Origin of the sequence: Catenuloplanes atrovinosus, from assembly GCF_031458235.1 — a bacterium.
Classification (GTDB): domain Bacteria; phylum Actinomycetota; class Actinomycetes; order Mycobacteriales; family Micromonosporaceae; genus Catenuloplanes; species Catenuloplanes atrovinosus.
The window spans coordinates 5,836,893-5,859,605 of sequence record NZ_JAVDYB010000001.1; the positions used below are offsets into that span (position 1 = coordinate 5,836,893).

19 protein-coding genes are annotated in these 22,713 nt (G+C 72.7%); 10 read left to right on the forward strand and 9 right to left on the reverse strand.

The annotated features are described in order from the left end of the window. Positions 1–48 precede the first annotated feature (48 nt). From J2S41_RS25800 to J2S41_RS25815, 4 genes are all read right to left on the reverse strand, one after another. Positions 49–489, reverse strand: a complete 441-nt coding sequence (locus J2S41_RS25800) for a DUF3052 domain-containing protein (protein WP_307239136.1) — start codon at positions 487–489, stop codon at positions 49–51. Between the two features lie 205 nt (positions 490–694). Next, complete coding sequence (locus tag J2S41_RS25805; protein ID WP_310371284.1) at positions 695–3,040, reverse strand: thiamine pyrophosphate-dependent enzyme; 2,346 nt, start codon at positions 3,038–3,040, stop codon at positions 695–697. Between the two features lie 60 nt (positions 3,041–3,100). After that, positions 3,101–4,717: a mucoidy inhibitor MuiA family protein gene (locus J2S41_RS25810; RefSeq protein ID WP_310371285.1), complete on the reverse strand. Its 1,617-nt coding sequence runs from the start codon at positions 4,715–4,717 to the stop codon at positions 3,101–3,103. A gap of 47 nt (positions 4,718–4,764) precedes the next feature. Further along, positions 4,765–5,397, reverse strand: a complete 633-nt coding sequence (locus tag J2S41_RS25815; RefSeq protein ID WP_310371287.1) for a TetR/AcrR family transcriptional regulator — start codon at positions 5,395–5,397, stop codon at positions 4,765–4,767. Positions 5,398–5,463: 66 nt separating this feature from the next. Between J2S41_RS25815 and J2S41_RS25820 the strand changes: the two genes are divergently transcribed. Next, positions 5,464–6,936 carry an MFS transporter gene (locus tag J2S41_RS25820; protein ID WP_310371289.1) on the forward strand — a complete coding sequence of 491 codons (1,473 nt, stop codon included), beginning with the start codon at positions 5,464–5,466 and terminating at the stop codon, positions 6,934–6,936. On the opposite strand, the gene J2S41_RS25825 is transcribed toward J2S41_RS25820, so the two are convergent. After that, entirely contained in the window at positions 6,911–7,315 is a 405-nt protein-coding gene (locus tag J2S41_RS25825; RefSeq protein WP_310371291.1) for a YjbQ family protein, read from the reverse strand. The two genes, J2S41_RS25820 and J2S41_RS25825, sit on opposite strands and share 26 nt — an antisense overlap. Before the next feature lie 177 nt (positions 7,316–7,492). On the opposite strand from J2S41_RS25825, the gene aceE reads away from it, so the two are divergent. From aceE to gltX, 5 genes are all read left to right on the forward strand, one after another. Further along, positions 7,493–10,237, forward strand: a complete 2,745-nt coding sequence (gene aceE / locus J2S41_RS25830) for a pyruvate dehydrogenase (acetyl-transferring), homodimeric type (protein ID WP_310371294.1) — start codon at positions 7,493–7,495, stop codon at positions 10,235–10,237. Between the two features lie 99 nt (positions 10,238–10,336). Then, positions 10,337–12,481 (forward strand): methyl-accepting chemotaxis protein, encoded by a 2,145-nt coding sequence (locus J2S41_RS25835; protein WP_310371296.1) that lies wholly within the window; start codon positions 10,337–10,339, stop codon positions 12,479–12,481. Positions 12,482–12,622: 141 nt separating this feature from the next. Continuing rightward, positions 12,623–13,900, forward strand: coding sequence for an MFS transporter (locus tag J2S41_RS25840; RefSeq protein WP_310376539.1), 1,278 nt, complete (start codon positions 12,623–12,625; stop codon positions 13,898–13,900). A gap of 32 nt (positions 13,901–13,932) precedes the next feature. Further along, a complete protein-coding gene (locus J2S41_RS25845; RefSeq protein WP_310371298.1) occupies positions 13,933–14,361 on the forward strand; it encodes a DUF3592 domain-containing protein in 429 nt (142 codons plus the stop codon). A gap of 54 nt (positions 14,362–14,415) precedes the next feature. Then, positions 14,416–15,810: a glutamate--tRNA ligase gene (gene gltX / locus J2S41_RS25850; RefSeq protein ID WP_310371300.1), complete on the forward strand. Its 1,395-nt coding sequence runs from the start codon at positions 14,416–14,418 to the stop codon at positions 15,808–15,810. A 490-nt stretch (positions 15,811–16,300) separates the two neighbouring features. Here the strand turns inward: gltX and J2S41_RS25855 are convergent, their stop codons facing one another. Next, positions 16,301–16,903 carry a copper resistance CopC family protein gene (locus J2S41_RS25855; RefSeq protein ID WP_310371302.1) on the reverse strand — a complete coding sequence of 201 codons (603 nt, stop codon included), beginning with the start codon at positions 16,901–16,903 and terminating at the stop codon, positions 16,301–16,303. Positions 16,904–17,079: 176 nt separating this feature from the next. Between J2S41_RS25855 and J2S41_RS25860 the strand changes: the two genes are divergently transcribed. Continuing rightward, positions 17,080–17,730 (forward strand): hypothetical protein, encoded by a 651-nt coding sequence (locus tag J2S41_RS25860; RefSeq protein WP_310371304.1) that lies wholly within the window; start codon positions 17,080–17,082, stop codon positions 17,728–17,730. Between the two features lie 154 nt (positions 17,731–17,884). On the opposite strand, the gene J2S41_RS25865 is transcribed toward J2S41_RS25860, so the two are convergent. Genes J2S41_RS25865 through J2S41_RS25875 form a run of 3 tightly spaced genes read right to left on the reverse strand, consistent with a single transcriptional unit; the run spans position 17,885 to position 20,469 of the window. Continuing rightward, positions 17,885–18,766 (reverse strand): diacylglycerol/lipid kinase family protein, encoded by an 882-nt coding sequence (locus tag J2S41_RS25865; protein ID WP_310371306.1) that lies wholly within the window; start codon positions 18,764–18,766, stop codon positions 17,885–17,887. Between the two features lie 39 nt (positions 18,767–18,805). Beyond that, complete coding sequence (locus J2S41_RS25870; RefSeq protein ID WP_310371308.1) at positions 18,806–19,552, reverse strand: ABC transporter permease subunit; 747 nt, start codon at positions 19,550–19,552, stop codon at positions 18,806–18,808. After that, on the reverse strand, positions 19,549–20,469 hold the full coding sequence (locus J2S41_RS25875; RefSeq protein ID WP_310371311.1) for an ABC transporter ATP-binding protein: 921 nt from the start codon (positions 20,467–20,469) through the stop codon (positions 19,549–19,551). The genes J2S41_RS25870 and J2S41_RS25875 overlap by 4 nt, the downstream gene beginning before the upstream one ends. Before the next feature lie 96 nt (positions 20,470–20,565). Between J2S41_RS25875 and J2S41_RS25880 the strand changes: the two genes are divergently transcribed. The 3 genes from J2S41_RS25880 to J2S41_RS25890 are packed head-to-tail and all read left to right on the forward strand — an operon-like array spanning position 20,566 to position 22,656. After that, on the forward strand, positions 20,566–21,327 hold the full coding sequence (locus tag J2S41_RS25880) for a putative protein N(5)-glutamine methyltransferase (protein WP_310371313.1): 762 nt from the start codon (positions 20,566–20,568) through the stop codon (positions 21,325–21,327). Positions 21,328–21,336: 9 nt separating this feature from the next. After that, a complete protein-coding gene (locus J2S41_RS25885; protein ID WP_310371314.1) occupies positions 21,337–21,825 on the forward strand; it encodes a GNAT family N-acetyltransferase in 489 nt (162 codons plus the stop codon). A 30-nt stretch (positions 21,826–21,855) separates the two neighbouring features. Next, on the forward strand, positions 21,856–22,656 hold the full coding sequence (locus tag J2S41_RS25890) for an MBL fold metallo-hydrolase (protein ID WP_310371315.1): 801 nt from the start codon (positions 21,856–21,858) through the stop codon (positions 22,654–22,656). Positions 22,657–22,713: the final 57 nt, after the last annotated feature.

A 22,713-nucleotide genomic window follows, 5' to 3' on the forward strand; every position in this document is an offset into this window, starting at 1 on the left:
CGACGGTGAAACCATCCGGCCGCTCGCGAGCAGCGGCCGGCAAGCTTGTTATTTCTTGGCCCGGACGGCACGCGGCGTAACGAGCCGCGCGGCGGTCCAGTCCTTGCCCGCGTTCACCGTCGAGGTCTGGGTCAGACCAGCGGTCGGTGCCGATTCGCTGATCTCACTCGGCTCGACGTGGCCGTCCCTGCCCGCCTTGGGCGTCAGCAGCCACACCGTACCGGCGTCGGCCAGCGGGCCGAGCGCATCGGTGAGCAGCTCGAACAGGTCACCATCGCCGTCGCGGAACCAGACCAGCGCCACGTCGACGACCTCGTCGGTGTCCTCGTCGACCAGGTCGTTGCCACTACGGTCGGCCAGGGCGTCGCGGAGATCATGGTCGACGTCCTCGTCGTACCCCATCTCCATGACCACCATGCCCGGTTCGATGCCGAACCGGTCCGCCAGGCTCCGTACGCCGTCGGCGGCCTGACCAGCGGTCGCGCTCACTGTTGAGTGCCTCCTTGTCTCCTGCTCATCCCCGGCCGCCGGTCGGCGGCACTGAGGTCTCCCGATACCGGGGTCTCCCCCGAAACCCGATGACCGGTAGTCCACACAGTTACCGGCCCGGACGCAAGTGGCACACCGAGCCTTCGGCGAGATGTTGCGTCCGGTTGGTTACTCGTGACGATCCAGCTCATCGGGATACATAGTGTCACGGGGCGAGCAGGGCCTGGGCACCTTGGGCGATGGAGTCCTCGGAAACGAGCACCTGGCGGGCGGCCGGGCCGAGCGGGATGAACGAGTCGACGGACGCGACGCGCCGGGCCGCTCCGACGAATCCGGCGTCCACCAGCGCGGCCAGCACGCCCTCGCCGACGCCGCCGGAGCGCCGGGTCTCGTCCACGATCAGGACCCGGCCGGTGGCGGCGGACTCGCGGATGATGTCGGCCACCGGCAGGGGCGCCAGCCAGCGCAGATCCACCACGCGGACGCCGTAGCCGGCCGCGGCGAGCCGGGCGCCGACGCGCAGCGACATGCGTACCCCGTTGCCGAACGTGAGGATCGTCAGATCCTCCGCGGAGCCGAGTGGGTAGACGCGGGCGCGCCCGATCGGGACGTGCGCCGCGTTCCACCCGGACGGGGCGGTGTAGGGCGCCAGCCACTCGCCGTCGCCGTCCGCGTAGAGGTCGCGCGTGTGGTAGAGCGCGATCGGCTCGACCACCGCGACCACGGAGCCGTCGGTCTGCGCGGACGCCAGGCAGGTGCGCAGCATCGGCGCCGCGTCCTCCGCGCGGGACGGCACGGCCACCACCAGGCCCGGGATGTCGCGGAGCACGGCCAGCGAGTTGTCGTTGTGGAAGTGGCCGCCGAACCCCTCCTGGTAGCCGAGCCCGGCGATGCGCACCACCATCGGGTTCCGGTAGGCGCCGCGGCTGAAGAACTGCATGGTGGCGGCCTCGCCCCGGAGCTGGTCCTCCGCGTTGTGCAGGTAGGCGAGGTATTGGATCTCCGGGACCGGGAGCAGGCCGGCCAGCCCGGCGCCGAGCCCCAGGCCGAGGATCGACGTCTCGTCCAGCAGCGTGTCCAGCACCCGGTCCCGGCCGAAGCGATCGGCCAGGCCCTTGGTCACGCCGTACACGCCGCCCTTGGCGGCCACGTCCTCACCAAAAACGATCATGCCGGGGTACGTGAGCGCGGCATCGGCCAGCGTCGCGTTGATGGTCTGCGCGAGAGTGAGCGGCCCGCGCGTCTCCGGCAGCCGGTCCAGCGCCGCCGCCCGCGCCGCCGCGCCCGGGCCGGTCGCGAACGAGGCCGCCTCCGTGATCGCGTGCGCCACCCGGACCGGCCGGCGCGGCGCGATCGGCGCCATCACCTCGGCCGCGGTGGCGAGCTTGGACTCGCCGAGCACCTCCTCCGCGACCTTGCGGACCAGCCAGCCGATCTCGTCGTACCGTCCGATCAGCTCCGCGGGCCCGGCCAGTCCGGCCTCGACCAGCAGCCGCGCGGTGGCGACCAGCGGGTCCCGGTCCAGGTCCGCGGCCAGTTCGGCGGGGGTGCGGTAGGCGGTCTCCACGTCCGCGCCCGCGTGGCCCATCAGCCGGACCAGCTCCAGGTGCAGCACGGCCGGGCGGCGCTCGGTACGCACGTACGCCGCGGCCTCGGCGGCGGCGTCGTACGCGGCGGCCAGGTCGCAGCCGTCCGCGTGGAAGTACCGGATGCCCGGCCGGGAGGAGAGCAGCGCCGCCACCCAGCCCTCCGGCGACGGCACGCTGATGCCGAGCCCGTTGTCCTCGCAGACCAGCAGCAGCGGCACCTTGGAGCCGGAGTGGTCGGACCAGCCGGCCGTGTTGAACGCGGCCTGCGCGGCGGCGTGGTTGACGGACGCGTCGCCGAACGAGGCGACCACGATCGCGTCCCGCGGCCACGGCGAGACCGGCTGCGGCCGGGCCGGGCCGGGGCGCTCGGCGGACGCCAGGTGCCGCGCATGCTCGATCGCCACGGCCGCGCCGACCGCGCGGGGCAGGTGCGACGCGACCGTGGACGTGGTCGGCACGACGTGCAGCGCCGCGTTGCCGAAGACCTTGTGCCGGCCGCCCGCGATCGGCTCCCGGCTGGACGCGATGACGCCGCGCAGCACGTCCCGCGCGGCCTCGGCCAGCGACACCCCGTCGTCGTGCTCGGCCGCGGCGTGCCGGGGCCCGTCGCCGAGCGGGGACTCGCCCCCGGCCGCCTGCACCGCGCGGGCGCAGTAGAAGCCGCCGGAGCGGTAGTGCAGCAGCGCCGGGTCGGTGTGCCGGACGGCGGCCGCGACCGCGGCGTTGCCCTCGTGACCGGACGAGCCGATCGTGTAGAACCCCTCGCCGAAGCTGCGCAGCCAGCGCGAGGCCAGGTCGAGGTGGCGGCTGGTCAGCTGGGCGTCGAAGAGTTCGAGCGCCCGGGCGCCGGTCAACCCGCTGCCGTCCCGGACGGGGTCGGCGGACGTCCGCCGCTCGTCCGGCTTGGTCAGCGCGCCGACCGCCTCCCGGAACCGCTCGTCGAGATCTTGAGGGGTGGTCACCCCGAAAGCATTACCGACCCGTACCGCCCGGGGCCACTCCAGCGGTCCGATGGAGAGCGTTCACTCACGCCACCCGGCCACCTCGACGCCCTTGCCCACCTCCGCGCGGAAGCCGAGCACCACCGTGCGGCTCTCGCCGGCCGGCACGCGCAAGCGCCAGGTCAGCTCGCCCATCTCGGTGCGCTCGGCCGGTGCCGGGTCGAGCCGGGTCTCGCGTACCGAGATCGCCTCGTCGCGGGAGAGCGGCAGCTGATCCAGCACCGTGACCTGCGCCTCACGCGGCGAGTGGTTGGCGATCGTGATCGTGTACTCCGCCTCGTGCCGGCGGGTGGCGGAGAGCGCGGCCTTGGACGCGGTGCGCCGGGTCTGCTGGCGCTCCACCCGTACCCGGTCGTCGACGCCGAGCGCCAGCTCCAGTTCCTCACCGGGCGCCCAGGGCCTCAGGTGGGTACGCCCGACGAAGTCCCCGCCGTGGAAGACCGCGGCCGGGCCGGGCAGCAGCGTGTGCTCGCCGGTGTTCGTCACGGTGGCCCGCAGGTACGCGCTGGTGTCCCGGACCGGCGCGGTCACGTGGTCGAGCCGGGCCGGCAGCTCCATCGAGGCCACCACGGCCCGGTGCGCGGTCCCGTCCGCCGGCACCGCGACCGGGCGCGCCGGGCGGTAGGTGGCCGCGGCCGTGCCCTGCTCCACGGTGGCGACCGCCTCGGCCACCTTCGCGCGCCGCAACGGCGGCGGGGCCCCGCCCGCGGGGACCGCGACCGGCCCGTCGTCCGCCGCCTCCATGGCGAAGGCCGCGCCGTAGGCGGGCGCGGGCGGCGGCACCGGCCGGGGCATCGGCGCCGGGCGCCGCCGGTCCAGGAACCACGGGTCCAGGTCGGGCACGCTGACCAGGCTCGCCGGGCGGGCGGTGGACAGCCGCAGCTCGGTCTCCGGCCAGTCCTCGCCGGTGTGCTGTGACACCAGCCCGAACCAGGTCAGCGTGAGCGTGTCGCCGCGCTCGTCCAGCCGTACGTCGTAGCTGGACTCCCAGGACGCGCCGGTCGCCACGTAGGACAGCTCCAGCTCGACCTCGCCGGTGTGCGCCATCTCCAGCGCCACCATGGCCACCAGCCGGTCCGGCGACGCCGTGGCGTAGCGCGCGGCGAGTTCCCGGTGCACCGCGGACAGCTCCTCGTCCAGCGACTCGCGGCGCCGGGCCGCGTCACGCTGCCGCGCCTTGCCGGCCGCCAGCTGCTCGGCCAGCGAGTCGCCGAAGGCCGCGATCGCGCCGGGCGCGGCGGTGCCCTCGGCCAGTGCCTTGGCGTAGCTGGTGCCGGCCCGGCGCCCCAGCTCGTGCAGGAACTCCGTGCGCTCCTTCTCGATCGCGGCGTCGTCGTCGAGCTCGCGCAGCGCGGTCTCCAGCGACCGGCGCCGCTCCTCCAGCGCGGTCACCTCCGGGTCCGTGCTGCGCGGCCGGTAGAACGTGGCCACGTCCACGCCGAGCACGGTGGCGGCGCCGTGCCCACCGACCCGCACCGAACCGGGGTCGACGGTCTGCGGCAGCGGCCCGACCGGGACGGTGTGGTCGCCGGCGGGCAGCCGCACGCTGGCGCGGCGCGTGACGCGGGCACGGTCGGGGTAGACGGTGACGCCGACGATCGCGGCGTCGACCGGCTCTGTGATCACCGGTTCGCTCATGCGGCGCTTCCTGGCACGCCGCGGTCGCACTGACTCATGGCACGAAGTTAGCGCGCGTAGTCACCGAGCCCGTCGCGCAGTACGCCGTAGGCGGCCCTCGCCTCCGCGACCGCCACCGGGTACGCCTCGTCCGCGCTCAGCCCGGCCACCAGCCGGCTCACGTTCCGCGTGGCGAGCTCGTGGGCGACCGCGTTGAGCTGCGCGGCCGCGGTGTGGGCGAGCACGTCGTCCGGCGCGGCACCGGTCGCCTCGGCGAGCGCGGACGCGAGCGCGCCGGTGTTCCGCGCGGAGAAGCCGGCCAGCCGTTGCAGTAGCGCCGGCGTCTCACGAATCAGCCGCTGGATCGCGATCACGGACGGTGCGTCGCTCAGCCCGGTCGGCGGCTCGCGCTCGGCGAGGCCGCGCAGGAAGTTCTCCTCCAGGGCGTCCACCGCGGACTGGCCGGGGCGGCGCTCGCGGACCGCCCGGGCGGACTCCTCCGCGTGCTCCTCGACGGGTGCCATGACGATGTCTTCCTTGCTGCGGAAGTAGTTGAAGACGGTCATCTTGGACACCTGGGCGGCCGCCGCGATCTCCGCGACCGAGACGTCGTCGAAGCCACGCTCCACGAACAGGGCCACCGCGGCGCGGATCAGCGCGGCCCGCGTCTGCCGCTTCTTCCGCTCCCGCAGCCCCTCCACGCCCGGAAACATACCAGGCATAAATTTTGACTTGTCATAAACTTATACTCGATCCAACATAAGCTCATGACGACACGCCTTCGGCGGCGGCTGACGCTCGCGGCCGCGCTCTGCACCGTGCTCCTCGCCGTCCTGGACCAGAACATCGTGGCCGCGGCGAGCCTCCCGATCGTCACGGACCTCGATCCCACGCACGGACTCGACCGACTGCCGTGGCTGGTCAGTGCGTACGCGCTGGCGTCCGCCGCCGCGCTCCCGCTCTACGGCAAGCTCTGCGACACGGCGGGCACCAAGCGCGTGTTCCTGGCCGCCGTCGCGGTCTTCCTGCTCGGCTCCGTGCTCTGCGGCGCGGCCACGAACATGGCCTGGCTGATCGCGTTCCGCGCGCTCCAGGGGATCGGCGGCGGTGGCCTGATGAGCGTCACCATGGTGCTGATGGCGGAACTCACCGAGCCCGGCGAGCGCGCCGGCCGGGGCGCCGGCATCGGCGGGCTGGTGGCCGGCGTCGGACTCGTCGCCGGCCCGCTGGCCGGTGGGCAGCTCGCCGACCACCTCGGCTGGCGCTGGATCTTCTATGTGAACGTGCCGCTCGGGCTGGCGATCCTCGCCGTGGTCGCACTGGCCGCGCCCACGTCCGCCCGGCACCGGCCACACCGCATCGACTACCTCGGTGCCGCGCTGGCCGCGCTGCTCGCCTGCGCGGTGCTGCTGATCACGGACTGGGGCGGCGACCGGTACGCCTGGACGTCCGGGCCGATTCTCGCGCTCGCCGCGCTGACCGCGGCACTGCTCGGGCTGTTCCTGTGGCGTCAGCGCGCGGCCGCGGAGCCGATCCTGCCGCTGTCGCTGTTCCGGAACCCGACGTTCCGGGTGGCGATGCCGGTGCAGGCGCTGGTCGGCTTCGGCATGATCGGCGCGGTCGTCTACACACTGCTGTATCTCCAGGTCGCGCGCGACGTACCGGCGGGGTCCTCGGGCTTGCACCTGATCCCGCTGGCGCTGGGCATGACCGTCTCCGGGATCGCCGGCGGGCGGGCGGCGACCGGTGACCGCGCCCCGCTGCTGTGCGGCCTCACCGCGACGACCGTCGCGATCGCGCTGTTCGGGCTGCTCGGCACGGACACGCCGTACCCACTGATCTGGGGTGTCCTGGCACTGCTCGGCGCGGGGCTGGGGCAGGTCGTCGGCCGGCTGATCACGATCACGCAGCAGGCCGTGGACGCGCGGCACCTGGGCGTGGCCACCACCGCGATCCGGTTCGCGCAGACGCTGGGCGGCGCGCTCGGCGCCGCGCTGTCCGGCACGATCCTGGTCCAGCGGTTCGCGGCCGGCTCACCGACCACGGACCCGGCCGCGATCCCGGCGCTGCCGCCGGCGGATCGGCTGGCGGCGCTCCAGGCGTTCGTCTCCGCCATCGACACCGTGTTCCTGACCGCGGGTGTGGTGATGGCGGCCTCGGTGGCGCTGGCGCTCCTGTTTCCCCCGGCCGGCGGCCCGCGCGGCGCGAGGTCGGTCAGCCCGGCAGGAAGGAGAACCTGATCTGGCGCTCCGGGTTGTCGCCGTTCGGGTCGACCAGGCAGATCGACTGCCAGGTGCCGAGCGCGATCCGGCCGGCCAGCACCGGCAGCGTCGCGTGCGGGGGCACGAACGCGGGCATCACGTGGTCGCGGCCGTGGCCGGGCGAGCCGTGCCGGTGCCGCCAGCGGTCGTCCGTGGGCAGCAGGTCGTCGAGCGCGGTGAGCAGGTCGTCGTCGGAGCCGGCTCCGGTCTCCAGGACGGCGATGCCGGCGGTGGCGTGCGGGACGAAGACGTTGAGCAGACCGTCGCCCTGCCCGGACACGAAACGGGAGGCTTCGTCCGTGATGTCCACGACGGTGGGCTCGCCTCCGGTACGGATGGTGATCACCTCGGTGCGCATGACGCGCAGTCTCCCACCTCGGACATCTCCCGCGTTAAGCGGAAGTTACCGCCCGGTATCTGTGTCAAGCATCGCGTCTGACGGTGGTAAGCGTGACGCCCCCCGTCACACGAGGCAGGATGGCCAGAGAGACTTATCCCACAGATATGCCGTTTCCATCTACCCTGAGGAATGCCCGTGGCCACGGAACGCAAGCGCCCGGTCATCAGCGATGGCCTACCAAGCCAGCTTCCGGACATCGACCCCGAAGAAACCAGTGAGTGGGTCGAGTCGCTTGATGGAGTGATCGACGAGGGCGGCGCCAAGCGCGCGCGCTACGTCATGCTTCGACTGCTGGAGCGGGCGCGGGAGCGACAGGTCGGCGTGCCGCCGCTGACCGCGACCGACTACATCAACACCATCCCGCCGGAGCGCGAGCCGTGGTTCCCCGGCGACGAGATGATCGAGCGCCGGATCCGCGCGTTCATCCGGTGGAACGCCGCGATACTGGTGCACCGCGCGCAGCGGCCGGAGATCGGCGTGGGCGGGCACATCTCCACGTACGCGAGCTCCGCCAGCCTCTACGAGGTGGGCATGAACCACTTCTTCCGGGGCAAGGACCACCCGGGCGGCGGCGACCACATCTACTTCCAGGGCCACGCGTCGCCGGGCATGTACGCGCGCGCGTTCCTCGAGGGCCGGCTCACCGAGGACAACCTGGACGGGTTCCGCCAGGAGCTGTCGCACCGCGGCGGCGGCCTGCCGTCGTACCCGCACCCGCGGCTGATGCCGAACTTCTGGGAGTTCCCGACCGTCTCCATGGGCCTCGGCCCGATGAACGCGATCTACCAGGCGCGGTTCAACCGCTACCTGCACAACCGCGGCATCAAGGACACGTCGGACCAGCACGTGTGGGCGTTCCTCGGCGACGGCGAGATGGACGAGGTCGAGTCGCTCGGCGCGATCGGCCTGGCCGCGCGCGAGGAGCTGGACAACCTCACCTTCGTGGTCAACTGCAACCTGCAGCGCCTCGACGGGCCGGTGCGCGGCAACGGCAAGGTCATCCAGGAGCTGGAGTCGTTCTTCCGCGGCGCCGGGTGGAACGTCATCAAGGTCGTCTGGGGCCGGGAGTGGGACCCGCTGCTCGCCGCGGACACCGACGGCGCGCTGGTCAACCTGATGAACACCACGCCCGACGGTGACTACCAGACCTACAAGGCGGAGTCCGGGGCGTACGTCCGGGAGCACTTCTTCGGCCGCGACCCGCGTACCCGCAAGATGGTCGAGGGTCTCTCCGACGACGAGATCTGGGGCCTGAAGCGCGGCGGGCACGACTACCGTAAGCTCTACGCGGCCTACAAGGCGGCGATGGAGCACACCGGGCAGCCGACCGTGATCCTGGCCAAGACCATCAAGGGCTGGACGCTGGGCTCGCACTTCGAGGCGCGCAACGCGACGCACCAGATGAAGAAGCTGACGCTCGACGATCTGAAGACCTTCCGGGACCGGCTCTACCTGGACATCTCCGACAAGCAGCTGGAGGAGAACCCGTACCTGCCGCCGTACTTCAAGCCGGCGGAGGGCTCGGAGGAGCTGCAGTACCTGCAGGAGCGCCGGCGCGCGCTCGGCGGCTACCTGCCGTCGCGGCGCACCGAGGCGAAGAAGCTGCCGATCCCGGCGAGCGAGACGTTCGGCGACGTCAAGCGCGGCTCCGGCAAGCAGAAGATCGCCACCACCATGGCCTTCGTCCGGCTCCTCAAGGATCTGATGAAGGACAAGGAGTTCGGCAAGCGCTGGGTGCCGATCATCCCGGACGAGGCGCGCACGTTCGGCATGGACTCGCTCTTCCCGACGAAGAAGATCTACTCGCCGCACGGCCAGAACTACACGTCGGTGGACCGCGAGCTGTTCCTGTCGTACAAGGAGTCGACGACCGGCCAGATCCTGCACGAGGGCATCAACGAGGCCGGCTCGGTCGCGTCGTTCACGGCCGCGGGCTCGTCCTACGCCACGCACGACGAGCCGATGATCCCGCTCTACATCTTCTACTCGATGTTCGGGTTCCAGCGGACCGGCGACGGCTTCTGGGCCGCGGCGGACCAGATGGCGCGCGGCTTCGTGCTCGGCGCCACCGCGGGCCGCACCACGCTCAACGGTGAGGGCCTCCAGCACGAGGACGGTCACTCGCTGCTGCTCGCGGCCACGAACCCGGCGGTCGTGGCGTACGACCCGGCGTACGCGTTCGAGATCGCGCACATCGTGGAGAACGGCCTGCACCGCATGTACGGCGAGAAGCAGGAGAACATCTTCTACTACCTCACCGTCTACAACGAGCCGATCATCCAGCCGGCCCAGCCGGACGACCTGGACGTGGAGGGCCTGCTCAAGGGCATCTACCGCTACTCCCCCGCGCCCGCGGTGGACGGCGACGCCCCGAAGGCGGCGATCCTGGCCTCCGGTACCGGCATGGGCTGGGCGCTCAAGGCGCAGCAGCTGCTGGCGCAGGACTGGGGCGTGGCCGCGGACGTGTGGTCGGTGACGTCCTGGACCGAGCTGCGCCGCGACGCGGTCGAGGTCGAGGAGCACAACCTCATGCACCCGTCGGACGCGCCGCGCAAGCCGTACGTCCAGGAGAAGCTGGCCGGCGTCGAGGGCCCGGTGGTGGCCGTCAGCGACTGGATGCGCGCGGTGCCGGACCTGATCGCGCGGTGGATCCCGGGGTCCTACACGTCGCTGGGCACGGACGGCTTCGGCATGTCGGACACCCGGCACGCGCTGCGCCGCCACTTCCACGTGGACGCCGAGTCGATCACCGTGGCCACGCTGCGCCAGCTCGCGCTGGACGGCAAGGTACCGGCCGGCGTACCCGGGGACGCGGCCCGCAAGTACGCGATCGACGACGTGCACGCGGCGCCGGTCGGCGAGACCGGCGGCGATTCCTGACATTCCGCCACGAATCCCCTGCCGGCGTCACCACGGCGACCGGCAGGGGATTTCTCACTTTCGCTCAGAACAGGACATGATCCGTCGATCTGGCCGGTCATGCGTGTTGGTGGGTTGCAGAACGGGTTCCAGCTGCGGCACAAGCTGCTGATGCTCGGCGTCGGCGGCGTGGTGGTGACCGCGTCGATCCTGGTCGGCGTGGGCGCCTACGAGTCGAACTCGTTCCAGGAGACCACCGAGGAGAGCGTCAACACGCTCACCCAGGACGACCTCAACCACGTCAGCGCCGGCATCACCCGCCTGGTGAAGGCGTCCGGCGACACGGTGCAGAACCAGGTCAACGCGAACATGACCACCGCGAACACGGTGCTGGCCAACTCCGGCGGGATGAGCCTCGACGGCGGCCAGACCGTCTCGTGGAACGCGATCAACCAGGTGGACCAGAAGACCACCGCGGTCTCGCTGCCGCGCGTCGAGGTCGGCGGCGAATGGCTCGGCCAGAACCGGGACCTGCGGAGCGCCACGCCGCTGGTGGACGACATCACCGGCCTGATCGGCGGGTACGTCACGGTCTTCCAGCGGATGAACGAGGCCGGTGACCTGCTCCGGGTCGCCACCAACGTCAAGGCGGCGAACGGCAACCGCGCGATCGGTACGTACATCCCGGCGAAGAACGCGGACGGCTCGGACAACGCGGTCGCCTCCGCGATCAAGGCGGGCAACTCCTACCGCGGCGTCGCGCAGGTGGTCGGCACCTGGTTCATCACCGCGTACGACCCGGTCAAGGACGCCAACGGGCGGGTGATCGGCTCGCTGTTCTACGGGGTGCCGCAGGCCGAGGCGATCCAGGAGCTGACCGACACCATCGCGGCCACCACGGTCGGCCGGAACGGCTGGGTCTCGGTGCTCAGCGCCGGCGCCACCGACCGGGGCCGGGTGATCGCCTCGAACATCGAGGAGGCGGTGGGCGAGACGCTGCTGGACGCCACGGACGCGGACGGCACCGCCTACGTCGACGAGATCATCTCCACGGCCGAGTCGCTGGAGGCGGACGCGGGCGCCACCGCCACGTACCAGTTGGCCGGCACCACCGACTCCGCGGTCGCGGACACCCGCACCGTGATCAGCTACTACGAGCCGTACAAGTGGGCGATCGCGGTCGGCGGCTACCTGCCCGACTACTCCGCGGCGCTGGACAAGGTCGAGGCGGGCCGCAGCGAGATGCTCACCGCGTTCATCGCGGTCGGCCTGATCCTCGCGCTCGGCGGCGGCGTCATCGCGTACGGCCAGGCCCGTCGCATCTCCCGCCGGGTCGGCGACCTGACCGGCGCGCTGGCCGGGCTGGCCGAGCGCGACCTGACGGTCCGCGTGGCCCCGAGCGGCGGCGACGAGATCGCCCGGATGGGCCACGCGCTGAACACCGCGGTCACCGGCCTGCGCGAGCTGATGAGCGAGGTCACCGACGCGTCCCGGCAGGTCTCCCAGGCCGCGGGCCGGGTCGCGGACGTCGGCGGCGAGCTGGCCACCGCGTCCTCCACCGCGTCGTCCGAGGCGGGGGTGGCCGGCCGGACGGCGGCGGACGTCTCCCGCGCGGTCTCCACGGTGGCCGCCGGCGCGGAGGAGATGGGCGCGTCGATCAGCGAGATCTCCAGCAACGCGCAGGAGGCCGCCGCGGCCGGCCGGGACGGCGTCGGCCTGACCAAGAAGGCCGCGGACGTGATCGACGAGCTGCGCGTGTCCAGCGAGAAGATCGCGGACGTGGTGAAGCTGATCGCCAGCATCGCGGAGCAGACGAACCTGCTCGCGCTGAACGCCACCATCGAGGCGGCCCGGGCGGGCGCGGCCGGCAAGGGCTTCGCGGTGGTCGCGGGCGAGGTCAAGGAGCTGGCGCAGGAGACCGCGCGGGCCACCGAGGACGTCACCGCGCGGGTGTCCGCGATCGACGCCGACACCGCGAAGGCGGTCCAGGCGATCGAGGCGATCACCGCCACGATCACCCGCGTCAACGACTTCCAGAACGCGATCGCGGCCGCGGTCGAGGAGCAGGCCGCGACCACGAACGAGATGGCCCGCAACATCGGCGAGGTGGCGCAGGGCAGCGAGCAGATCGCGGCGACCATGAACCGGGTCAACGACACGGTCGACACCACCCGCGGCGCGGTCGACACCTCGCAGGCGGCGGCGAGCACGCTCAGCGGCACCGCGAGTCACCTGCAGACCCTGGTCGGCCGGTTCCGCCTCTGAAGATCATTTCGACGGTACGGGTCCGGGCCCGGCGGCCTCCGCGGAGGCGCCGGGCTCGGCGGCCTTCCGTTCGGCGCGTCGAGCGACTAAGGTCCGAACACCTTTCACGTTTCGCAGGCCCCCGCGCGCCGGAGGTGGCAGCTGACCACCATCGACCCCACACCCGCCTCGCTGCCGCCCGCGCTGACCGAGCCGACCGTGCGCGTCCCGCGTACCTGGACCGCACTGCTGTTCAGCGCCAACCTCGGCCTCTGGATGGCGTTCTTCACGCCGATCCAGGTGCTGCTGCCGATCCAGATCGAGCGGATCGCCCCGGCCGGCAAGGAGGCCGCGCTCGCCTGGGTGATGGCGGCCGGCGCGTTCGCCGCGATCATCGCGAACCCGGTGGCCGGTGCGCTCTCCGACCGCACCTGCCCGCGGATCGGCGGCCGGGAGCTGGGCCGCCGGCACGCCTGGACGTTCGGCGGCGCGGTGCTGGCCGCGGCCGGCCTGGTGCTGCTCTCCCACCAGCACACGCTGCTCGGCGTGGCGCTGGCCTGGACCGCCGTGCAGATCTGCCTGAACGCGATGCTCGCCTCGCTCACCGCGGCCGTTCCGGACCGGGTCCCGGTGGCGCAGCGCGCGGCCGTCTCCGGCTGGGTCGGCATCCCGCAGTCGCTCGGCCTGGTCGTCGGCGCGATCCTCACCACCGCGGTCTTCACCGGCACCATCGGCGGGTACGCCGCGATCGCGATCGCGCTGCTGGTGCTCGGCCTGCCGTTCGCGCTGCGCACCGCGGACGACCCGCTGCCGCGCGACCACCGCCCGCCGCTGTCCCCGCGCGCGCTGGCCGCCGCGATGTGGATCAGCCCGCGCCGCCACCCCGACTTCGCCTGGGCCTGGGGCACCCGCTTCCTGGTCCAGCTCGGGAACGCGCTCGGCACGCTCTACCTGCTGTACTTCCTGGCCGACGGCGTGCACCACGCCGACCCGGAGACCGGCCTGCTGATCCTGATCCTGCTCTACACCGCCGGCATGATGGCCACGGCCGTGCTCGCCGGCCGCGTCTCGGACCGCTCCGGCCGCCGCAAGCCGTTCGTCATCTGGTCCGGCGTGGAGATGGCCGCGGCCGCGACGATCCTCGCCGTCTGGCCCACCTTCCCCGCCGCGATCGTGGCGGCCGTCCTGCTCGGCGGCGGCTACGGCGTCTACCTGGCCGTGGACGCCGCGCTGATCACCGAGGTGCTGCCGGCCGCCACGCACCGCGCGAAGGACCTCGGCGTCATCAACATCGCCAACGCCGCGCCGCAGGTGCTCGGGCCGCTGCTCTCCGCCCCCATCGTGGTCCATCTCGGCGGCTATCCGACGCTGTACGTACTGACCGCACTGATCACGCTGCTGGGCAGCGCGTTCGTCCTCAAGATCCGTACGGTCCGCTGACCCGCCGCGGGCCGATCGCATACGCTTGCCCGGTGTCGATCGCCGTCGGAGTGCCGTTCCTGCTGCTCGGGGCCGCGGTGGCGGCGGCCTGGACCGGCGTGACCCGGCACCGGACCGCGACGGCGCTGGTGCGGACCGGCCGCCGGGTGCCCGGCGAGATCGTCGACGTCCGGCGGGTGACGAGCGCCGACGGCACCGAGGGGTTCACGCCGGTCGTGCGGTTCCGGACGCGGAACGACCACGAGGTGATCGCCCAGCCGAGACGCGGGCAGACCGCCGCGACCGTGCGCGGCAACCGCGTCACGGTCATCTACGACGAGTCGCGGCCGACCCGGATCATGGTCGACGGCGCGGGTTTCGTGACCGGCGACCGGCGGGCGGCTCTGCGGCTCGCCGCGCACCTGGCGGCCGGCGCGGTTCTCGCGGGCGCCGCGGTGGCGATCCACGTCGCGGCCCGGTGAGCGTCCGCTCGGGGCGCGTCGAAATCGGCTGGGCGCCGCCGTTAGGCTGAGCGGGTGACGGTACGTGTGCGATTCGCCCCCTCTCCCACTGGCATGTTCCACGTCGGCGGCGCCCGGTCCGCGCTGCAGAACTGGATCTACGCCAAGCAGCAGGGCGGGGTGTTCGTGCTGCGGGTCGAGGACACGGACGCGGCGCGCAACAAGCCGGAGTGGACCGAGGGCATCCTGAACGCGCTGGACTGGATCGGCATCCGCCGCGGCACCTACGAGGGGCCGTACTTCCAGTCGGCGAACGCGGAGAAGCACCGCGAGGCCGCCCAGAAGCTGTACGCGGCCGGCCGCGCCTACTACTGCGACTGCACCCGCGAGGACGTGCAGGCCCGCAACGGCTCGCAGCACCAGGGCTACGACGGCTTCCACCGGGACAAGGGGCTGGAGCCGGGCGAGGGCCGCGCGCTGCGCTTCCGTACGCCGGACGAGGGCGCCACCACGGTGATCGACCTGGTGCGCGGCGAGCCCACGTTCGAGAACAAGAACCTGGAAGACTTCGTGATCGCCCGCGGCGACGGCTCGCCGGTGTTCCTGCTGGCCAACGTGGTCGACGACATGATCATGGGCATCACGCACGTGATCCGCGCCGAGGAGCACCTGCCGAACACGCCGAAGCAGCAGCTGCTGTGGGAGGCGCTCGGCGTGAAGCCGCCGATCTGGGCGCACGTGCCGGTCGTGGTCAACGAGAAGCGGCAGAAGCTGTCCAAGCGCCGCGACAAGGTGGCGCTGGAGCAGTACCGGGACGAGGGCTACCTCGCGGACGCGATGCGCAACTACCTGATGCTGCTCGGCTGGGCCCCGTCCGGCGACCGCGAGATCGTGCCGTGGTCCGTGATCGAGGACGAGTTCCGGCTGGAGGAGGTCAACCCCTCCCCCGCGTTCTTCGACGAGAAGAAGCTGCGCGCGTTCAACGGCGAGTACATCCGCGCGCTCAGCCTGGACGACTTCATCGCCGCCTGCCAGCCCTTCCTGGCCAACGGCCCGTGGGACGCCGCCGACTTCGACCCACTGGTCTTCGCGAAGGTGGCGGAGCTGGCGCAGACCCGGATCGCCCTGCTCAGCGAGATCAACCAGAACGTGGACTTCCTGTTCCTCCCCGAGCCCCCCACCGACGAGGCCGCCTGGGCCAAGGCGATGAAGGAGGGCGCCGCCGACCTGCTGGCCGCCACCATCACCGCCTACGAGGCCCAGGAGGACTGGTCCCCCGAGGCACTGAAGGCCACCCTGGAGGCGGTCGGCGCGGAGCGCGGCCTCAAGCTCGGCAAGGCCCAGGCCCCGATCCGCGTCGCGGTCACCGGCCGCACGATCGGCCTCCCCCTCTTCGAGTCCCTGGAGGCCCTGGGCCGGGACCGCATCCTCACCCGCCTCCGCACCGCCCACACCCGCCTCACAGCCTGACCGCCCCGCACCGCACCAGCCACGGCGTGCCCCGCCACAGCGGACCGGCCACAGCGGGACCGGCCACAGCGTGACCCGCCACAGCGGACCGGCCACAGCGGGACCGGCCACAGCGTGACCGGCCACAGCGGGACCGGCTGGCTCGCTGCGGCGCCGCCGCAGCGAGCGCTCCGCCCGAGGCGCTCCGCCTCGCCGGCCCTCCACCCCTGCGCGTCGATCTAGGGCGGATTCCGGCGAGTCGATCTCCAGTCGCGTGAATCCCGCCTAGATCGACGCGCAGGGTGCGCGCACGCCACGCCGGCGGACATCCCACCCCACACGCCCGCGCCGCCCCGCCCACCCCGCGCCGATCTAGGGCCGATTCCCGCGCGTCGATCACCAGTCACGCGAATCCGGCCTAGATCGACGCGCGAGGTGGGTCGACGCGCGGGGTGGGTCGACGCGCGAGGTGGGTCGACACGCGGGGTGGGTGGGCGTGCGGGCGGGTGGGTCAGGGGGTTGGGGTGCGGGTGCGGCCCCAGGCGATGGTGCCGCCGGCGATCGCGATCACGAGGAGGACGCCGCCGACGGCCCAGGGCCACCATGGGGTGTTCTGGTCGGTGCTGTCGCCGGCGGTGGGGTTGAGGACCGGGGCGTCGGTGGCGGGGACGGCCTCGGTGGTCGCCGGGGCTACGGCGGAGGTGAGGGCGGCGGACGGCGTGGGTGAGGCGGCGGACGCGGCGGCGGCGGAGAGGGTGAACGTGAAGTCGCCGGTGACCGGGTGGCCGTCGTCGGAGGGGATCTCGTAGGTGACCTTGTAGTCGCCGGCCGGGCCGGGCTTGAACGGGGCGAACACCTTCTTGCCGTCGAAGCGAGGGGTGCCGCTCAGGCTGGACGCGCCGCCCGGGCCGGTGATCGTGATTGTGGTGCTGTCCTCCTCGACCGCGTCGAGGAAGCGGAGCTCGATCTCCTTCGGCGCGGTGTCGACCGTGGCGCGGTCCTCCGGGCTGCTGCCGGTGAAGGAGTTGTGGGCGAGCGCGGGCGACGCTCCGGCGAGCGCGGCCAGCAGGCCGGCGCAGACCGCGAGTGTCCAGCGTGTGCCCCTGAGACCCATCAGATACCTCCAGCTGGTTACGATGCGGCGGCTGATCAAGGATTTATCTTCTTTGTCGGCCGCGAGTCGCACATGGTTCCAAATTCCGGCCAAGGCCGATGCAACATTCGCGTGTCCTGCGAACTCTAGAAGGGTAGGCAGGGCAGAGGTCTCGATCCGAGGAACGGGCGGGTTTCATGATCCGAGAGAACGTCCGGCGGTTCGTCACCGGTGCGGCCATGGCCGTTCTGGCCGTGACCGCGCTGCTCGTCGGCCCGGGACCGGCGCTGGCCGACGACGCGAAGCCGACCGCGGTGGTGCTCTCCGGCGACGATCTGGAGGACTCGATCGAGATCACCGCGGAGGACGACGGTGACGAACTCTTCGAGGCGATGCTCAGCCAGGTGAGCTGGCTCACCGGGGAGAGCGGCCGGGCCGCGACGCCGGACGAGAAGAAGCTCGGGCCGAAGTACACGCTGATCGTGCGGTACGGCGACCGCGACCGGTACTCGTACGACCTGTACCCGCTGGCCGAGGGGGGTCCGCGCGCGTTCCGGCCGGGCCAGCAGCCGGACGGGAAGACCACGGACGCCTGGTTCTTCGGCCGGCTCAACATGCCGATGGCGCTGCGCTCGGCCGGTGCGCCGCTGCCGGACACGATGGACGTGATGACCGGCGGCGTCGGCGGCGGCGAGCGGATCAACGAGCAGCAGGAGGTGGACCCGGCAGCGGACATCTTCGCGGGTATGGGTGGTCTGCCCGGCATGCTGGCGATCAACGCGGGCGTGCTGCTGCTCATCACGGGCGGCCTGGCCGGCATCGCCTACCTGGCACGCCGCCGCGGCTGAGAGACCGGCGCGGCCGAGACCGGCACCGCCGCCGCGCCTGAGAGACCGGCGCGGCCGAGACCGGCACCGCCGCCGCGCCTGAGAGACCGGCGCGGCCGAGACCGGCACCGCCGCCGCGCCTGAGACCGGCGCGCGCGGTTGAGGGCCGCGCCCCTCAGGGAACGCGGACCGTGATGGCCCCCGGGACCACCTTGGCCTTGAGCTTGCGGGTCATCGACCGGTCCCCTCCGTCCAACTCGTACAGCGTGGGCTGGGAGAAGCGCACGTCGACGCGCTTGGCCCGGGTGATCTGGACGAACGGTGAGCGGTCCGAGCGCCCCAGCGCCATCCGGCCCAGCGTGCGCGCCCACTCGATCGCGTTCTGTGAGGTGGCGACGCCCACGTCCAGCCACCCGTCGTCCGGCTTGGCGTCGTCGAAGGCCTTGATCCCGCCGGTGATCGTGCTGACGTTGCCGAACAGCACGCAGCTCGCGTCGCCCTCGAACCAGGTCGTGCCGTCCACCACGACGCGGGTCGGTGCCGGATCGTCCTGGATGTGGCGCAGCCCCGTCCAGACGTAGGCGAGGCGTCCGAGCTGCTCCTTCGCCCCGCGGTCCGCCTCCTTGATCAGGTGACCGTCGAAGCCGGCGCCGGCCATCACCGCGAAGTGCTCACCGTTGATCTTGCCGAGGTCGAGCGTGCGGGAGGTGCCGTGCAGCCCGATCCGGACCGCCTCCGCGAGGTCCTCGGGTATGCCCAGGTTCGTGGCGAACAAATTCGCGGTGCCGGCCGGGAGGATGGCCATGGTCGCGTCCGTGCCGGCCAGCGTGTCCACGCAGCGCTGCACCATGCCGTCGCCACCCCACACGAAGATCAGCTTCGCGCCCTCGTCGAGCGCCTTGCGGATCTTCTTGGGCGCCTTCCTGCTCTTCGGCACCTCGTACCAGATCAGCTCGTCGTGGATCTCGTCGGTGAGCAGCTTGCGCAGCTCGTCGAGCCCGCCGCCGAGCACCTTCCGCCGGTGCGCGATCACCGCCACGTCACTCCGTTTCGCCATGTACCTCCTCATACCCGGATCGCGGCGGGCGCCAATCATTCAGCCGGGTTCGGTGCCGACGTCGCGGCGGCCGAAGCCGTAGACGGCCAGGGTGAGCAGGGCGGCGGTGAGCAGGATCAGCAGTACCTCGTAGCCGCCGGGGCCGGCCGGGTGCGGTGGCCAGTAGTCGCTGAGGTGATAGTGGAACGGCGACAGCCAGCGCATGGCCCGGGCTTCCTCGGCGGTGTCGGCCAGCGCGCGCAGCGTGTACGCCACCGTGGCCACGCCGCCGGCCAGCGCCAGCGCGACCGCGCGGTCGCCGGTGAACGCGCCGGCCGCGAAGGACATCGAGCCGAAGAACAGGCCGACCAGCACCAGCCCGGCGCAGGCGGCCGCCACGTGCGCGGTGTCGATGCCGATCCGGCCGACGAAGACGAACCACTGCACCACCGCCCAGATGGTCAGCCCGGCCAGTGCGATCGAGGCGGCGAAGCCGGCGTACCGGGTGAGCACCAGCCGGCGGCGGCCGATCGGGCCGGCCAGCAGCAGTTCCAGCTCGCCGGTCTCCTCGATGCCGGCGACCGCCCGCGCGCCCAGCCCGATCGCGCACAGCACCACCAGCAGCGGCGGCATCAGGCCGTAGACGGTCAGCTCCAGGTAGCCGGCGAGCGGCACGATCTCGAGCGGGATGTCCGCGACGAGGCTGTCGTAGATGACCACGTAGCCGACGCCGAACACGGCGGCCACCGCGGCCCAGCCCAGCGCCCGGCGGTGGAACTCGGCGAGCGTACGCAGGAAGAGGCTCACGGCCGGTTCCCGAACGGCTTGTGCACGGCCGTGTAGTAGCGGTCGATCAGCGCCTCGCTCGGCGTCGGCTCCGTGATGATCATGTCGGTGACCGTGTGCCGCGCGGCCGCCTTGATCAGCGGGTCCAGCGGGCCGTCCACCGCGCACCACAGCACCCGCCCGTCCACGCCCAGGTCCGTGACGCCGGGCAGGCCGAAGAAGTCCGCGCGCGGCACCGGCTCCGCGAAGTGCACCTGCACCCGCCGGGCCTGCCGGTGCGCGGCCTGCTCCACCCGCTCGACCGCGACCAGCCGGCCCTCGTGCAGCACGCCGACCCGGTCCGCGACCTGCCACGTGTCGGACACCTGCCGCGCGCACAGCACCACCGTGCGACCACGCTCCCGCGTCTCGCGGATCAGCGCCAGCAGTTCGCTGCGGCCGGCCGGGTCCAGCCCGGCGGCCGGCTCGTCCAGCAGCAGCAGGTCCGGATCGTGCATGAACGCGGCCACCAGCCCCAGCCGGCGCCGGTTGCCGGGCGAGAGCGAGCGCGCCCGCCGGCCGGTGTCCAGACCCAGACGATCCGCGAGGGTACGTAACCGCACCGTGTTCCGCCCGCCGCGCGCCCGGTCCAGCGCGTGCAGCAGCGACAGCACGCTCTCCCGGCGCTCGAACGTCAGCTCGGCCGGGCAGTACCCGATCCGGGCGCGCACCGCGACCGCGCTCGGCTCCTCGCCCAGCACGCTCACCCGCCCGGCCGAGGGCCGGACCAGGTCGAGCAGCATCCGCAGCGTGGTGGTCTTCCCGGCGCCGGACGGGCCGAGCAGCCCGAACACCTCGCCGGCCGGGACGGTCAGGGACAGGTCGTGCACGCCGCGCCCGTCCGCGTACCACTTGGTCAGGTGTTCCGCCGCGATCGCCACCGGCGCAGGGGTCCCCATCCCTAGAGGATGCGGCGCGCACCGGCCCGGCGGACAGCTCGGGGCGCTGGGCGTTTGCTGACAGTTTCCTATGCGTGCCTGGTAGCGTTCCGGCCCGTGAACGACCTGGTGGAGACGTTGCGCGCGGCCGGGTGCGTGTTCGCGGAGGACGAGGCCCGGGTGCTGCGCGCGGCCGCGGGCACGCCGGGCGAGCTGGCCGCGATGACCGCCCGCCGGGTGGCCGGGGAGCCGCTGGAGCACGTGGTCGGCGCGGTGGAGTTCGCCGGCCGGCGGTACGCGGTGGCGCCCGGCGTCTTCGTGCCGCGGCGGCGCAGCGAGCTGCTCGTCCGTACCGCCGTGGGGTCGGTGGGCCGGGGCACCGCGGTGATCGTGGACCTGTGCTGCGGGTGTGGCGCGCTCGGTGCCGCCACCGCGGCCGCGCTGCCCGGTGCGCGCCTGGTCGCGGCCGATGTGGACCCGGTCGCCACCGCCTGCGCCCGGCGCAACGTGGAGCCGCTCGGCGGGCGGGTGTACACCGGGGACCTGTTCGCCCCGCTGCCCGCGGACCTGCGCGGCACCGTGACGATCCTGCTGGCGAACGTGCCGTACGTGCCGTCCGCCGAGGTGGCGCTGATGCCGCCGGAGGCGCGGGACCACGAGCCCCGGTTCGCGCTGGACGGCGGTCCGGACGGCCTCGCGCCGCTGCGGCGGCTGGCCGCGTCCGCGGGTGACTGGCTGGCGCCGGGCGGCCTGCTGCTGACCGAGACCGGTGGCGCGCAGGCGCCCGCGGCCGCGTCGGTGCTGCGCGCGGCCGGCCTCTCCGCGGCGATCGTCTCGGATGATGATCTTGGGGCGACCGCGGTCGTGGGACGCCGATAGGCTGGCCGCATGGAAATCAGGACGGCGACCGACGCGGACTGGCCGGGCATCTGGCCGATCCTGCGCTGGGTCATCTCGACCGGCGAGCACTTCACCTGGGGTCCGGACACCACGGAGGAGTGGGCGCGCGGCAAGTGGATGACCGCGCCGCCCGGCCGCACGCTGGTCGCGGTCGACCCGGACGGCACGATCGCCGGCACCGCGTACACCACGCCGAACCAGCCCGGGCACGGCGCGCACGTGGCCAACGCGGGCTTCGCGGTCTCGCCGGAGCACGGCGGGCGCGGCATCGGCCGGGCGCTCGGCGAGCGCGCGCTCGCGGACGCCGCCGCCGACGGGTACCGGGCCATGCAGTTCAACGCGGTGGTGTCCACCAACGCGCCGGCCGTCAAGCTCTGGACGGCGCTCGGCTTCGATATCCTGGCGACCGTCCCGGAGGCGTTCCGGCACCCCACGCAGGGGTACGTCGGGCTGCACATCATGCACCGCACTCTGTAGCAACCGCCCGGCTCGACTAGGGTTCTCCTGGTGACGGAGCTGCCGATCTGCCGCACCTGCGGGGTGCAGTACGGTGCCGCGAGCTTCGACGCGCGGACCTGCGCCATCTGCGCGGACGAGCGGCAATACACGGGCTGGGAGGGCCAGCGCTGGACCACGCTGGCCGGGCTCTCCGCGGCCGGGCACCGCGGCGTGGTCCGCCCCGAACCGCCCGATCTGTGGGGCGTCGGCGTCGAGCCGGCCGTGGCCATCGGGCAGCGCGCGCTGATCGTGCCCGGCGAGGGCGGCAACGTGCTCTTCGACTGCGTGCCCTACCTGGACGATCGCACGGTCGCGGCCGTGCACGAGCGCGGCGGGCTGGCCGCCATCGCCATCTCGCACCCGCACTTCTACGGCGCGATGATCGAGTGGAGCCGCGCGTTCGGCGACATCCCGGTGTACGTGCACGCGGCCGACCGGCAGTGGGTCAAGCGGCACGGCAACGTGCGCCTGTGGGAGGGCGAGACGCTGGAGATCCTGCCCGGGCGCACGCTGATCAACTGCGGCGTGCACTTCCCCGGCGGCACCGTGCTCCATTGGGCCTCGGGCGGCGGCGCGCTCTGCACCGGCGACATCTTCACCGTGGTGATGGACCGGCGGTGGGTGAGCTTCATGTACTCGTACCCGAACCTCATCCCGGAGCGCCCGGCCGTGATCACGCGCGCGCTGGAGCTGGTCGAGCCGTTCGAGTTCGACACCATCTACGGTGGCTGGTGGGGGCGTGTGGTCACCGGCGGCGCGAAGGAGGCACTGGCCGCGTCCGCCGCGCGGTACCTGAGCCGGCTCCATTGACGAACCCGCGCGCCGGCCCGGAAGTGCCTCTGCGACCATGTGGGACGCATTCGCGTT